A 13,606-nucleotide genomic window follows, 5' to 3' on the forward strand; every position below is an offset into this window, starting at 1 on the left:
TGCGTGTTGGCAACGTCTCATTGGCATGACAGACGCACTTTGTCTCAGGCGGAGACCGTCGCACTCACCCGCGGTCGCGGAGCACGTTCTTTTGGATCTTGCCCGTCGATGTCTTGGGCAGTTCGGTGAAGACGACCGTCTTGGGCACCTTGAACCGCGCCAGGGCTCCGCGTGCGAACTCGACGAGACCCTCGGCGGTCAGGCTCGCTCCGGCGCGCACGGTGACATAGGCGATCGGCACCTCACCCCATCGTTCGTCCGGACGGCCGACGACCGCCGATTCGACGACGTCGGGGTGGCTGTCGAGCACCCGCTCCACCTCGACCGACGCGATGTTCTCGCCGCCGGAGATGATGACGTCCTTGCTGCGGTCGCGGATCTCGACATACCCGTCCGGATGCATCACCGCGAGGTCACCGGTCCGTAGCCACCCCCCGATCGTCGCCGCGGCGGTGGCGTCGGGGTCGCGGTAATAGCCGAGCATGACGTTGTTGCCGCGCACCACCAGCTCGCCGACCGTCGCCGCGTCGGCGGGCACGTCGACACCATCGGCCGTCACGACACGGACCAGGACCGCCGCGATGTTCCCGATGCCCTGTCGCGCTTTGCGTTCGGCACGTTCGGTGTCGGTGGCGTCGTCCCATTCCGGTTGCCATTCGTTGACGACGATCGGACCGAATGTCTCGGTCATGCCGTACAGATGCGTCACCTCGATGCCCAGGCGAGCCATCCGGGCGAGCAATGCCGGTGACGGGGGCGCCCCACCCGTCCCGGCCTGCACCGTCGTCGAAAGCCGGGTGGCGGCCGGGTCCTCGGCGATCATCGTGAGCACCGTTGGCGCTGCACTGAAGTGAGTGACACCGTCTGCCACGAGGTGATGCCAGATCTGAGCGGTGTCGATGCCCCGAAGGCAGACACTCGTGCCGCCGGCGGCGACGACAGCCCATGTGAAACACCAACCGTCGCAATGGAACATCGGCAGCGTCCACAGGTACTTCGAGCCCGGCCCGAGGCCGGAGTGGTACGCCATCGCCACCGACTGCAGATACGCGCCCCGATGGTGGTACATCACGCCTTTAGGGCGTCCGGTGGTGCCGGAGGTGTAGTTGATCGCGAGTAGTCCGCGCTCGTCGGTGTCCCGACGAACCGGGGCGCCCGCGTTCGCGAGCAGTCGCTCGTACTCGTCCGAGCCGTCCGCCGAACCTCCGATCACCACCCGGACCCCGACTGCTTCCCCGACTGCTCGTGCGCGGGCGGCGAACTCGACCGTCGCGACGAGAACCGAAGCGCCGCTGTGTTCCAGGATGTAGGTCAGCTCCGGCTCGGAGAGCCGGACGTTCAGCGGCACCAGTACAGAGCCGTGGGCGGGAACAGCACTGTGCAGTTCCAGCATCACGTGCGAGTTCGCACACAACGCGGCGACGCGGTCACCGGGGCCGACACCGAGTTCCTCGAGCACGGCGGTCAATCGCTGGACCCGATCGTGGAACTCGGTGTAAGTGAAGCGACGTGACCCGTCGATCACCGCGATCCGTCCGGCGAATGCCGCAGCGGCCCGATCCAGGAACGTGGCCGGACTCAGCGCGGCAAAGGTGAACTCGGCCGGCGGCGGCACCGGGCTCCGAGCGCTGCCGGTGTCCGGGTCCGGGCCGTGTTCAGTCACCATCGATCGCCGCCTCTTTCTCCACCTGTTCGATGGCCGCGATGATACTGGGGACCGATGCGTCGACCCAGGTGTTCGCGACGTGCGGCGCCGACGCCGCCGCGACGGCCAGAGCCTCGATCTCGGCGTCCGACGGTTCGACCATGTCGAGATCGGCCAGCGAAGTCGGGAGACCGAGGGCACGGAGGAAGCGGCGGATCTCGTCGCGGTCGACCTCGGGATCGTCCTCGAGCGCCAGATGGACCAGCAAGCCGTAGGCGACGTGGTACCCGTGCAGATGCGCCGACGACCCACGCCCGACCTGAAGACCCCGCGTCATACAGTGCGCGATCGACAGGCCGCCGTTCTCATAACCGATGCCCGACAACAGAATGACCGCCTCGATGACCGCCTCGAGTTCCGGGGTGACCTGGTGCGCGAGTGCATCGCGCACCGCGGCCTCGCCGTCGCGCAACAGGATTCGTGAACATCCGTCGGCGACCACCTCGCCGATGATCAGCGGGCGGGTGCCCTGCGTGGTGACACCACGCCCCCGCGCGCACGAGCGGGCCTCGTACTTCTTGGCGAGCGCATCTCCGATGCCCGATACCAGAAATCGGATCGGCGCCTTTGCGATCACCTCGGTGTCGACGATGACCGCTGCCGGATTCGCGGGAAGACGACCGAGTTCCGAGAGGCGCCCGTGCTCGTCGTAGAGCGCGAACACGCTGGCGGTCGGACCGTCGTTGGACGCGACCGTCGGCACCGAGACCATCGGCCGTCCGACGGCCTCGGCCACACCCTTGGCGATGTCGAGCGCCTTGCCTCCCCCGATGCCGACCACCACGTCGCCCTGTCCGGCCGAAACGCGCGTCAGGGTGTCGGCGATGACCCCGCGGGTCACCGGTCCGGTCACCCGGATCACGCGCGCGCGCAGCTCGGCGCCGGCGAGCGACGCCTCGATACGCGCCCCGAACAGTTCCGCGATGTCGGCGTCGATGACCACGACCGGCGCTCCCCCGATCTCGGCCACCACCCCGCCGAGCTCATCGAGAACCCCCGGGCCCTGCAGATACTGTTGCGGAGCCGCGAACCGACGGGCGGCGCGGGCGACACCGATCCCATCCAGCAGAGCGCTCATGCGTGCGGCCAGTCCCCGGTGATCACCGCGTGCGTGATCGCCGGCTCGTCGAGACCGAACAGCGCCTCGTTGTAACCCTGGGAACCGCAGGGATGGAATCGATCCCCCAGCCCGATCCTGGTCACCGGAACCGCGATCCCCCGGTCGGCCAGCGTCTCCACGACCGCGGTGCCCAATCCGCCTGAGCGCAAACCGTTCTCCACCACGATCACCCGACCGACGTCCGCGGCGACCGCGGCGATGGCCTCGGTGTCCAGTGGCTTGATCGTCGGCACGTGCAACACCGCCGCTGACACCCCCGCCGCCTCAGCGGACTCCGCCGCCCTCAGCGCGCGGGCCGTCATGAACCCCGTCCCGATGACGGCGACATCTCGACCCGGACGCAGCATCCGCGCGCGGCCGATCTCGAACGAGAAGTCGTCCTCGTCGAAGACGACGGGCACCTTGCCTCGCAGGTTCCGGATGTAGAACGTGCCCGGCGTCGCAGCGGCCGCGCGGATGACGTGGCGCAGTTCGACGGCATCGCAGGGGTCGATGACGGTCAGGTCCGGAACGGCTCGCATGACGACGAGATCCTCGAGCGACTGATGAGTAGCCCCATAGGGATTCACCAGTCCCGGCGACCCCGCAACGATCTTCACGTTCGCTTTGCTGTGGGCACAGGACACCGCGATGAAGTCGAGCGCCCTGCGGGTGAGGAATGCCGCGTAGGTCGCGCAGAACGCGATCTTGCCGACCTTCGCCAGCCCCGCGGCCATCATCACCGCGTTCTGCTCGGCCATACCGGCGTTGAAGTACCGCTCCGGGAAGCGATCCCGGAACGGGATGATGTCGGAATACTTCGACATGTCGGCACTCAGTCCGACGATCCGCTCGTCGCGGGCACCGAGGTCGGCGAGTTCGGTACCGAATGGCGCCTGCTCGTAAGGGCCTTCGACATCGGCGATCTCACCCATACCGCCGGCACGGTTCTTGAGCTCAGCCACGATTTTCCTCCAGTTCGGCGATGAGCCCGGTCCACTCGGTGTCGTGGACGCGGACGAAATGTGCCCGTTCCCGGGCGACCAGCGTGGGAACGCCGGTCCCGGGAGTCGTCCGGGCGATCAGCACGCGCGGGACGTCTGCCGGCGCGGCTGCCAGCGCGTCGAACGCCCGGACGAGGGCCTCGATGTCGTTGCCGTCGACCTCCTCGACCGCCCAGCCGAAGGCAGCCCATTTGGCCGCGATCGGTTCCATGTCGAGCACGATCGGACCGTCGGCCTGGATTCCGTTGCAGTCCACCACCGCGGTGAGGGAGCCGAGACCGAAGCTGGCAGCCGACATCGCCGACTCCCAGGTCGACCCCTCCTGCAGCTCACCGTCGGAGAGTTCGACGATGATCTTCTGATCCCCGCCGTCGAGGCGGAGCCCGAGCGCCATCCCGATGCCCTGTCCCAGGCCGTGTCCCAGTGAGCCACCGGTGATCTCGACCCCCGGCGTCTCGTCGAAAGTACTCATCGGCAGTTCGCTGCCGTTGAGTCCGTAGCCCGCGATCTGCTCCTCGGTGAGGATGCCCAGTTCGGCCAGCACCGCATAGAGCGCGATCGAGTAGTGCCCGGTGGACATCAGGAAGCGGTCCCGGGAGTGCGACTCCGGGTCAGCGGCATCGAAACGCAACTGCCGGAAGTAGATGACCGCGAGCAGGTCGGCGATCCCGAGCCCCTGCGCGATGTATCCCTCGCCCTTGTCCGCTGCCATGCGCATCATCGCCGACCGCAGCCGGAACGCGGTGTCGGCCAGCTGCGCGGTCGATGGACGATCGATGTCGTTGTGTACGAGCATGTGTCAGGTGCCCTCTCTGGTCATCTCGGCGTCTGCCGAGTGGAACGTGCCGTCGATGGTGATCCCGCCGTCGACCCGGAGCACGGTGCCGGTGACGAAGGAAGCGTCCGTCGACGCCAGGAAAGAAGTGGCTGCGGCCACCTCGTCGGGAGAACCGAATCGGCGCAACGGTGTTCGATCTATGAGGCGCTTCTCGTCGAGGGTTCCGGTGTCGAGACCCGACCGCATCATCCCGGTGTCGATGTAGCCCGGGGCCACCGCATTGACGCGGATTCCATGTGGTCCCCACTCGGCCGCGAGTGTGCGGGTGACACCCAGGACCCCGGACTTCGCTGCGGTGTACGCCAGTCGTCCGGGGAGACCGAATGTCGAACCCACCGAGGCGAGATTGATGATCGACGCGTTGGGCGCTTCGCGGAGGAGGACGAAGGCCTCCCGACTGCACCGCATGGTGCCGCCGAGGTGGACGTCGAGTTCGGCCTGCCATCGGCCGGAATCGATTGCCTCGGCCTGGGTCCGCGAAATGATTCCCGCATTGTTGATCAGCACGTCGAGCCGTCCGAACCGCTGTCGCACGGCCTCGACCGCGCGGCGGACGGACTCGTCGTCGGTGACGTCGACGACCAGCGCGGACCCGCTGACGTCGGCGGCCGCCTGATCAGCACGGCCGGCGTCGATGTCGGCGATCACCACCTGGTGTCCGTCGGCACGCAGCCGTCGTGCCATGGCGAGGCCCAGACCCTGTCCGCCACCGGTGATCAGGGCCACCGAGCCCGGGATCGCCGCACGTGGCCCGGTCATCGTCCGTACACCTCTCGGGCCGCCATGTCGCCCTCGGCGGCGGCGATCTCGTTGGCGTCGTGCGTGGTGTCGAACGGTTCCCAGCGGATCAGCATGCAGATGGCCGCACCGATGAGGGGAACCGCCACGAAGATCGTGATCGTGGTGGACAGCCCGAGCGACTCCGACATCCGCGGGAACGCATACAGACCGACGATGCCGCCGATGCTCTGCGAGATGGTGGCGAGCTGGCCACCGCGGCCGCGCAGATCCGACGGGTAGGCCATCGCCGCCATGGTCAGACCGGATGCGCCGGGTCCGGCGGAGTGGAAGAAGATGAACATGGCCGGGACGATGAAGGCCAGGAGAATCGGCAACGAGTCGAAGAAGACACCGAGAACCAGGATCATCGCGGCGACCGCCAGGAATCCGTACTTCGCAGCGCCATTCGCACCGAGTTTGGAGGCCACCCAGATCGAGGCGACACCGCCGACGATGCCGAAGACGTTGAACACGATGGAACCGAAGGTCGCCTCGCCGAAGTTCTCACCGAACAGGCTCAGCGCGATGACCGGCAGGTAATAGGCCACGGCGTAGTACTGCAGGGCCTGCATCATCGTGACGACGTTCGCGAGAATGGTCCGCGGACGGAATCGGGGCGCGAACAACTCGGTGAAGCGGCGTTCGGACTTCGGCTCCTCGATCGCGGCGTCGAGATGTCCGGTGGGATACGTGGCGTCGATCCCGTACATCTTCTTGAGTGAGCTCGTCAGGTCGGCGAGTCTGCCCTTCTTGGCGAGCCAGCGCGGGCTGTCGGGCATCAGGGCCCACTGTGCGACGGCGACGACGAAGGCGAAGATCGCGGCGGTGACGAGACCCCAGCGCCAGATGCTCAGTCCCACGTCGAGGTGGTAGAGACCCAGGACGATCGCCAGGGCGACGACCGTGGAGATGTACCACTGGGCCTGCCAGAAGTTGAGCAGGTACTGGCGCTTCTTCGGCAGGTTCTCCGAGAGATAGGCCATCGCGACGCCCAGATCGACGCCGTACGCCGCGCCCGCGATGCACCGGGCCAGGACGAGCATCGCGAAACTCGGTGCGGCGGCCATCATCAGGGCGGCGATCACCGCCACGATCTTGGCGACGACCATGATCTTCACGCGGCCGTACCGATCGGCGAGCAGTCCGCAGGTCGCCGCGGCGATCAGGGTGGCGACGTAGCCGTATGCGCTGACCAGTCCGACCCCGTTGGCATCGAGGTTGAGCTGCTCGCTCATCGGGGCCGTGCCCGAACTCAGGACCGCCAGGAAGTACGCCTCGAAGGCGATGCCGGCGAGACCGAGAACAAGCATGAGCTTGTGCCTGCGGGTCCTTATGTCCTCGGAGTCGACGAGGTCATCGACCTCGGCGACAGTGGTCAGCGCCCGATTTCGGGCAGGGAGTAGTTGGGTCATGACGACATCCGTTCGTGAGAGTGCCCACTCTCCGGGGGTGGGCGAATCGGTGGAAGGTTCTGCGCCGGAGGGAGTTCGGGGCAGCGAGCGGTACCGCGCCACCGGGTGTGGTGCGGGACCGTATGTGTGGTCGGGTTCGGCTAGATGTGGTGCAGGAGATCGCTCAGCGTGTCGAGAAGGTGGTCGGGTCGGTGGCCGGCGAGGGTGGCGGTTCCGTAATAGCCGTAGGCGGCGCCCATCGTTCGGGTGCCGGCGGCGGCGCCGGAGCGGATGTCCTGGGGGCCGTCACCGACGTACCAGGCGTGCGCCGGGTCGAGTCCGGCCCGCTCGAGTCCGAGCAGGACCGGGGCGGGGTGTGGTTTGCGTTCGGCGGTGTCGTCGGCGGTGACGATGGTCGCGAACGACTTCTCCTCGATGCCGAGATGCTGAAAGTCTTTCTGTACTCGGCTCATTCGCTTGTTGGTGACTATCCCCACGGCGATGCCGCGCTCGGCCAGGGTGGCGAGGGTCTCGCGCAGTCCCGGGTACGGCGTCACGCGTCGAAAGGCGCCCGAGGTGTAGTGCGCTCCATAAGCCCGTTCGAGTTCCAGCGGATCCCGGTCGGAGAAACGCTCGAAGATCTCGGGCGGCCGGGGTGCCATGATGGCGCTCGGGTCCTCGAGTTCGTCGGGCATCGGTTGCCCGAGTTCGTTTTCGAATGTCGCGCGGTAGGCCTCGATGATGGCGTACCGGGAGTCGATGAGGGTCCCGTCCAGGTCGAAGAGCACACCATGTGTCGTCACCGGGGCTCCGACGCCGCCCGCGGGAGCCGGTGCGGTGGAGGTCATGCCACACCCTCGCGCGGTGTGAACGCGAAGAACGTCCGCGGGTTCTGAACGAAGACACGCTCGGCGATGTCAGCGGGGAGCCGGTCGCGAATCTGCTTGAGCAGTCCCGCGAATCCCGGTGTGCCGCCGTGGTGGGGTTGATACGACGGCCGGCCCAGATCACCGGACACCATGATCTTGGTGAAGCCCTCGTCGGCCAGGCGCCGGATGTGGTCGACCCGGAGGTCGTCGGACGGGTATTTGGGTTTGGTCCAATGGTCGAATCCGAGCCACACCCCGGTCTTCGCGACCTTACGGAGGTAGTCGTAGTCGAGGTTGCGGTCGAGATGACCGATCAGGACGTGATCGGGATCGACGCCGAGGTCGGCGAAACCGTTCGCCTGCAGGTCACCCAGCGTTCCGGCCTGACAGTGGGTGGAGATCGGCGCGCCTGTCTCGAGATGTGCTCGCGCAACTGCCTTCTGGACCTTGCGCTCGTCCGCGCGGATCTCGTCGGTGCGACAGGTCCCGAACTTGATCACGCCGGCACGCGCCGACGTGCCGTCGATGCCGGCCGTCACGTCGGCTGCGAACCGTGCGGCGATCTCCTCCACCGACTCGGTGGCGACCGACTCGGGATAGTAGATGCCCTTCTGGTAACCGCTGGCGCTGATGATGTGGACGGGCGTGGCCCGGGCGACGGCCAGCAGGCCGTCGCCGCGTCGTCCGTAGTCGGCGGTGGTCATCTCGACGAGTGCGCCCCCGCCCAGGCTGTCGAAGTCGGTCACCTCACCGATCGCCGCGTCGACACGGTCGAGCACCATGTCGGGGTCCTTGTCCTGCGCCCACTTCGGCGGGTTGGTGAAGAGGTGCTCATGACACAGGGTCACTCCCAGGTTCTCGGGGGCGATGTCGCCGAGCACGGTTCTGATGACGGGCACGAGTTCTCCGTTTCGCGTGTGTCGTGCGGTGGGTCGGCCGGTCAGGCCGGGATGAGGCGGTCGGTCTCGGCCGTCGCGGCCCAGACGTCACGCAGCGGTTCGAGGACGGCTCGGTAGATGGCGAAGGCCTCGTCGTAGGTACTCGCCGTCTCGGGGTCGGGTTCGTGGACGCGCCCCGGCCGTACCAGCTGCGTGGTTGCGGCGTCGAGGTCGGCGTACTGCCCGGTGGCAACCGCGGCGATCATGGCCGCCCCAAGCGCACCCGACTCAGGGACATCGGGTGCCACGATGGTCTTCTGCAGCACATCGGCGATGATCTGGCTCCACTCGACACTGCGGGCCCCACCGCCGGTCAGCCGGATCTCGTCGATGCGTACGGGCATGGCGTCGTAACAGTCCCGCACCGACAGCGCCGTGCCCTCCATGACCGCCCGGACGAGTTCTGCCGACGACGTGTCCGGGCGGAAGTCGACAAAGCTGCCGCGCGCGTTGACATCGAGGAACGGTGCCGTCGCGCCCGCGGTGTTGAGATACGGATGGAACACGAGCCCACGACTTCCCGGCTCGGTCTGGCGGGCGAAGTCGCGCACCACATCGCCGAGCGTGGTGGCGCCGCGCGCCATGCGCTCCACCTCTGCCGGGCAGAAGGTGTTGATCACCCAGTCGAGGCACAGGGTGCCGCCTCCGGAATTGGTGATCTGGCGTTGCCACCGGTTCTCCGGCATGAGGAAGCCGAAACCGATTCCGGCGGGTTCGAGCAGCGGATGATCCGTGGAGGTGCCGTTCATGAGGCTCGTACCGATGGTGGTGACAGCCTGGCCGTCGTGGGCGGCGCCGATCCCGATCATGTTGGCCGTGGCATCTCCGGTGCCCGCGCACACCGGGGTCCCCACCGGGAGCCCGGTCTCGGCCGACGCCGCGGCGGTCACGGTCCCCAGGAGGTCGGTGCTGACGCCGACCTCGGGCAGTCGCGAAGACATCTCCTCGATGCCGAAGGCGGTGAAGAACTCTTCCGCCTTGCGGCGATTGCGGAAGTCGCAGGGTGCGAACGACAGGTCGGACTCCTCGGTCGCCACGACTCCGGTGAGCCGGTAGTTCACGTAGTCCTTGGCCATGAAGAAGTGCCGGATCCTCGCGTACCGCTCCGGCTCGACGCGCTTCATCCACGCCAGCAAGGGATATGGGGTTCCCGGAATGAGAGCGTTCCCGCTGATCTCGAACAAGGCGTCGAGGTGGCCGCGGTCGCGTACTGCGTCGAGAACGCCGGTCGCGCGGGCGTCGGGCCAGCAGATCGCGTGGCCGACGGGCGCGCCGTCATGGCCGACGGTCCACAGTCCACCCATGTGACCTGTCACCCCGACGCCTGCGATGGACGTCCCCGCGCCGAGCGCGTCGACGACCGCCCGGATCGTGCCTGCGACTGTCGCCCAGGTCCGTTCGGGGTCCTCCTCGTGCCGGCCCGCGGTCGGGTAGACGCTCGGGGTCCGAGCACCGCATTCGGCGACGAGCTCTCCGGTGGCGAGGTCGACGGCGATCGTCTTGAGCGAACTGGTGCCTTTGTCGATACCGATCACGACCGAACGGGTCACCGGGACACCTCCTGTGCGGTATCGGCAACCGCGCGGACGAGCGCGTCGATACCCAGCCGGTGTTCCGCGTCGACGGGTGTGTGGACGCCCTGGACACGGATACCCAAGCGACTCAATCGATCGGCCAGTGCGTCGGCGCCCGGATGACCCGACTCGAGCCGGACCGGGCCGTCGAGACCGTTGCCTTGCAGCGCGCGGGCAAGCGACACACACAATCCGCGCCAGACAGCGGCGAGCACTTCTTCCGGCGAGGTCTGATAGGACAGCCCGACCAAGACGTCTCGGCCCCCGACGACGCCGTAGGTGACCCTCGTGGGGTTGGCTTCCCAGTCGGCGACAGTCGCGGCGAAGCGGGTGGACAGGTCGACCGAGACATCAGGGGCGAATCGATCGACAAAAGTCCGTAGGACATCCCACCCCGGGATCTCGAAGGTCGACTCAGACCCGCCGTCTCCACACAGGACCCGGGCCGGACCGTCGATCGGCATGATCACCCGTGCGACAGGGGAAGCGGAGTCGATGCCCGCAGACTCTGGGGCTTGACCCGGTGTCCGGAATCCGGATAACGTGTGCGCCATACGGAACAATGGCATGCCCGGCCACCTGTGTCAACCATCACACCACGGAGCTGATGTGTTCGGTCACGCAACCCGCAGCCATGAACGGGGTCGACGCGAACCGTTCGGCGGACATGTCGTCCTGGAGTGAGTTCCAAAGGCTTGCAACGCATCACAGAAGGAGACCGACGACCATGACACCCGCGCGATCGATAGAGCTCGACCCGAAGAACCACATCGCGTCGATCGTGAAGGCGATCGACGTCCTCGAAGCCTTCAAAGGCGATCGCGCCGAGCTGTCCCTGGCGGCGCTGATGACGAAATGCGGGCACAGTCGCACGACGATGTACCGGATTCTCAACACTCTCGAGGTCGCCGGCTGGGTCGAGCGCACCCGCTCCGCCGACTACCGACTCACGTTGCGCGTCTTCGAGCTCGCTTCCGCCGTGCTGGGAAGCTTCGACCTGCGCACCGAGGCCAGTCACGTGATGTCCGAGCTCGCAGCCCGATTCGACGAGCACGTGTATCTGCTGGTCCCGGACGGCGGGCGGGCGGTCTGCCTGGACATGATCGAGAGCAGCCAACCCATTCGTGTCATGGTCCTCTCGGTCGGACGATCACTGCCCCTCTACCTCGGCGGCGCACCGGTGGCCCTGTTGGCCGAACTCGAAGAGACCGCCCTCCCCCAGGTTCTCGAGTCGCGACCGATGCTCACCCCGGCCGGCGACGAGATCACCGAAGAGGAGTTGCGGGCGACGCTCGCCGAAACACGCAGGCGCGGCTACTCCATCAGCGTCGGCGACGTGACACCCGGTGTCGCCGCACTGGGCGCATGCATCCGAGACCGCAAAGGTCACGCCGTCGCGGCACTGAGTATCGGCGGCCTGTCGTCGGACATGTCCGCCGAACGCCAGAGCGAGATGGCTGCGGCGCTGATCGACGGAGCCCTGACCGTGTCTCGGCGCCTCGGGTTCACGGGCTAGCGCGCCGTCGCCGCCGCTGACGGTCGTCGAGCCCTCCCGACCCGACGCCGTCGGAATAGCCCCGAGCCGGCGCGAGTTGAGAGCACCGGAAACGCCCGGTTGTACGAGAACGGAGTGGCAAGATGACGGAGGCCGACACACCGACGCGGCGGATCATCCGGGCGCAGGACCGGCACGTGTTCCGGAGTGGGTGGCTCGACTCCCGCCAATCCTTCCCCGCCACCGGGAACTTCGACCTCGCCGCCAATGCCCATGGCGTCCTGCTCGTGCACAACGACGATCGGGTCGACGCCGGCGAGGGGTTCGACGCACATTTCCACCGCGACGCCGAGATCGTCACGTGGGTCCTCGACGGCGCTGTCTCCCATCGTGATTCGTCAGGCAAGTCCGGTGTGATCACCCCGGGTGTGGTGCAGCGGATGAGTGCGGGCCGCGGGATCACCCACACCGAGGCGAACGCGTCCACACGGGCCGAGGACGTCGATCTGCGCGTCGTCCAGATGTGGGTGGCCCCGGAGTACCGGGGTGGTGAACCCGGTTACGCCGAAAAGGATTTCACCGCTGAGCTGGCGACGGGAGCACTCATCACGGTTGTCTCCGGCCTGGCGGCACACGCCGGCGAAGGCGCCGTCTCCATCGGCAATCCCGCCGCCGCGTTGCATGTGGCGCGGATTCACCCGGGCGGGTCGGTCACCCTCCCTCCGGCATTGTTCGGACACCTCTACGTCGCCCGCGGGGCGGCTACGCTGCCCGATGGAGTAGCGCTCGCGGAGGGCGACGCGGTGCGTACCACCGACACCGGCAGCGTCGGCCTCACCAGTTCACACGGAGCCGAGATCCTGTTCTGGGAGATGCACACCGGATTGGTGCACTGACCCCGCCCGGTCCGATTCGCTGACGTGTAGATGATTCTCGATACCGCTGACGTGGCCGTGTTGCGGCACTACCCTGTGAGCCGTTCGGCCCGGTAACGGGTCACAGCGCCGGCAGCCACCGGCGTGCCCGACGGTCAGGTCCTCGAGCGAAAGGGTTGTCATGCCTTCTCCGTCACCCGCCGCGCGCCTCGCGGCGGAGTTCTTCGGAACCTTCTGGCTGGTCTTCGGCGGTTGCGGCAGCGCGATATACGCCGCCAAACAGATCGCGCAATCCGAGGACGGCCAGGACACCTTCCAGGTCGGGATCGGCTTTCTCGGTGTGTCACTCGCCTTCGGCCTCACGGTGGTCACGATGGCGTACGCGGTGGGGCACGTCTCGGGTGCGCACTTCAATCCGGCGATCACCCTGGGCGCGGCGGTGAGCGGCCGCCTGTCGTGGCGAGAACTCCCGACCTACTGGATCGCCCAGGTGGTCGGCGGACTCCTTGCCGGCCTGATGCTCTTCCTGATCGCGAAGGGCCAGCCCGGATTCGAGGCGGAGGGCAACATGGCCGCCAACGGATTCGGCGAACACTCGCCGAGCAACTACTCGCTCGCAGCCGTGCTGATCGCCGAGATGCTGCTCACCGCCTTCTTCCTGGTGGTGGTGCTCGGAGCGACCGACGGACGCGCCCCGTCAGGGTTCGGGCCGCTGGCCATCGGATTGTGTCTGACGCTGATCCACCTGATCTCGATCCCGATCAGCAACACCTCGGTGAACCCGGCTCGGTCGACGGCGGTCGCGTTCTTCAACGGAAACGGTGCGCCCGGCCAACTGTGGGCGTTCTGGGTGGCCCCGTTGATCGGCGGACTCATCGGCGGACTCCTCTACCCGCTGCTGTTCGAGCACCGGAAGCGCACGCCTGCCGAGCCGGCCCGGGTCGGAACAGCCGACGCCTGAGCCGACCTCAGCGGAATCGGCGACGAACCGTCGAACCACCGGTTGCAGTCGCGTGCGAACTCGATCCGTCTCTGCGA

The 13,606-nt window shown here is 67.3% G+C and carries 13 protein-coding genes; 3 read left to right on the forward strand and 10 right to left on the reverse strand.

What is annotated here, in order from left to right:
• Positions 1-64: 64 nt before the first annotated feature.
• The 10 genes from MAY35_RS12355 to MAY35_RS12400 form a co-directional block, all read right to left on the reverse strand.
• Complete coding sequence (locus tag MAY35_RS12355) at positions 65-1,666, reverse strand: AMP-binding protein (protein ID WP_238421588.1); 1,602 nt, start codon at positions 1,664-1,666, stop codon at positions 65-67.
• Complete coding sequence (locus MAY35_RS12360; RefSeq protein ID WP_238421589.1) at positions 1,656-2,783, reverse strand: glycerol dehydrogenase; 1,128 nt, start codon at positions 2,781-2,783, stop codon at positions 1,656-1,658. Before MAY35_RS12360 ends, MAY35_RS12355 begins: the two co-directional genes overlap by 11 nt.
• Positions 2,780-3,769, reverse strand: a complete 990-nt coding sequence (locus tag MAY35_RS12365; protein WP_238421590.1) for a transketolase family protein — start codon at positions 3,767-3,769, stop codon at positions 2,780-2,782. Before MAY35_RS12365 ends, MAY35_RS12360 begins: the two co-directional genes overlap by 4 nt.
• Positions 3,762-4,604 carry a transketolase gene (locus MAY35_RS12370; RefSeq protein WP_238421591.1) on the reverse strand — a complete coding sequence of 281 codons (843 nt, stop codon included), beginning with the start codon at positions 4,602-4,604 and terminating at the stop codon, positions 3,762-3,764. The genes MAY35_RS12365 and MAY35_RS12370 overlap by 8 nt, the downstream gene beginning before the upstream one ends.
• 3 nt (positions 4,605-4,607) lie before the next feature.
• Entirely contained in the window at positions 4,608-5,405 is a 798-nt protein-coding gene (locus MAY35_RS12375) for an SDR family NAD(P)-dependent oxidoreductase (RefSeq protein ID WP_238421592.1), read from the reverse strand.
• Positions 5,402-6,838, reverse strand: coding sequence for an MFS transporter (locus tag MAY35_RS12380; protein ID WP_238421593.1), 1,437 nt, complete (start codon positions 6,836-6,838; stop codon positions 5,402-5,404). Before MAY35_RS12380 ends, MAY35_RS12375 begins: the two co-directional genes overlap by 4 nt.
• A 140-nt stretch (positions 6,839-6,978) precedes the next feature.
• Positions 6,979-7,665, reverse strand: a complete 687-nt coding sequence (locus MAY35_RS12385) for an HAD family hydrolase (RefSeq protein ID WP_238421594.1) — start codon at positions 7,663-7,665, stop codon at positions 6,979-6,981.
• Entirely contained in the window at positions 7,662-8,585 is a 924-nt protein-coding gene (locus MAY35_RS12390) for a phosphotriesterase (RefSeq protein ID WP_238421595.1), read from the reverse strand. The genes MAY35_RS12385 and MAY35_RS12390 overlap by 4 nt, the downstream gene beginning before the upstream one ends.
• 41 nt (positions 8,586-8,626) lie before the next feature.
• Entirely contained in the window at positions 8,627-10,174 is a 1,548-nt protein-coding gene (locus MAY35_RS23375) for an FGGY-family carbohydrate kinase (RefSeq protein ID WP_238421596.1), read from the reverse strand.
• Positions 10,171-10,662, reverse strand: a complete 492-nt coding sequence (locus MAY35_RS12400; protein WP_238421597.1) for a hypothetical protein — start codon at positions 10,660-10,662, stop codon at positions 10,171-10,173. Before MAY35_RS12400 ends, MAY35_RS23375 begins: the two co-directional genes overlap by 4 nt.
• Positions 10,663-10,925: 263 nt before the next feature.
• Between MAY35_RS12400 and MAY35_RS12405 the strand changes: the two genes are divergently transcribed.
• From MAY35_RS12405 to aqpZ, 3 genes are all read left to right on the forward strand, one after another.
• A complete protein-coding gene (locus MAY35_RS12405) occupies positions 10,926-11,714 on the forward strand; it encodes an IclR family transcriptional regulator (protein WP_238421598.1) in 789 nt (262 codons plus the stop codon).
• A gap of 122 nt (positions 11,715-11,836) precedes the next feature.
• Positions 11,837-12,589 carry a pirin family protein gene (locus tag MAY35_RS12410; protein WP_238421599.1) on the forward strand — a complete coding sequence of 251 codons (753 nt, stop codon included), beginning with the start codon at positions 11,837-11,839 and terminating at the stop codon, positions 12,587-12,589.
• A 160-nt stretch (positions 12,590-12,749) separates the two neighbouring features.
• Positions 12,750-13,529 carry an aquaporin Z gene (gene aqpZ, locus MAY35_RS12415; protein ID WP_238421600.1) on the forward strand — a complete coding sequence of 260 codons (780 nt, stop codon included), beginning with the start codon at positions 12,750-12,752 and terminating at the stop codon, positions 13,527-13,529.
• Positions 13,530-13,606 lie beyond the last annotated feature (77 nt).

Origin of the sequence: Gordonia sp. 'Campus' (assembly GCF_022206305.1) — a bacterium.
Classification (GTDB): domain Bacteria; phylum Actinomycetota; class Actinomycetes; order Mycobacteriales; family Mycobacteriaceae; genus Gordonia.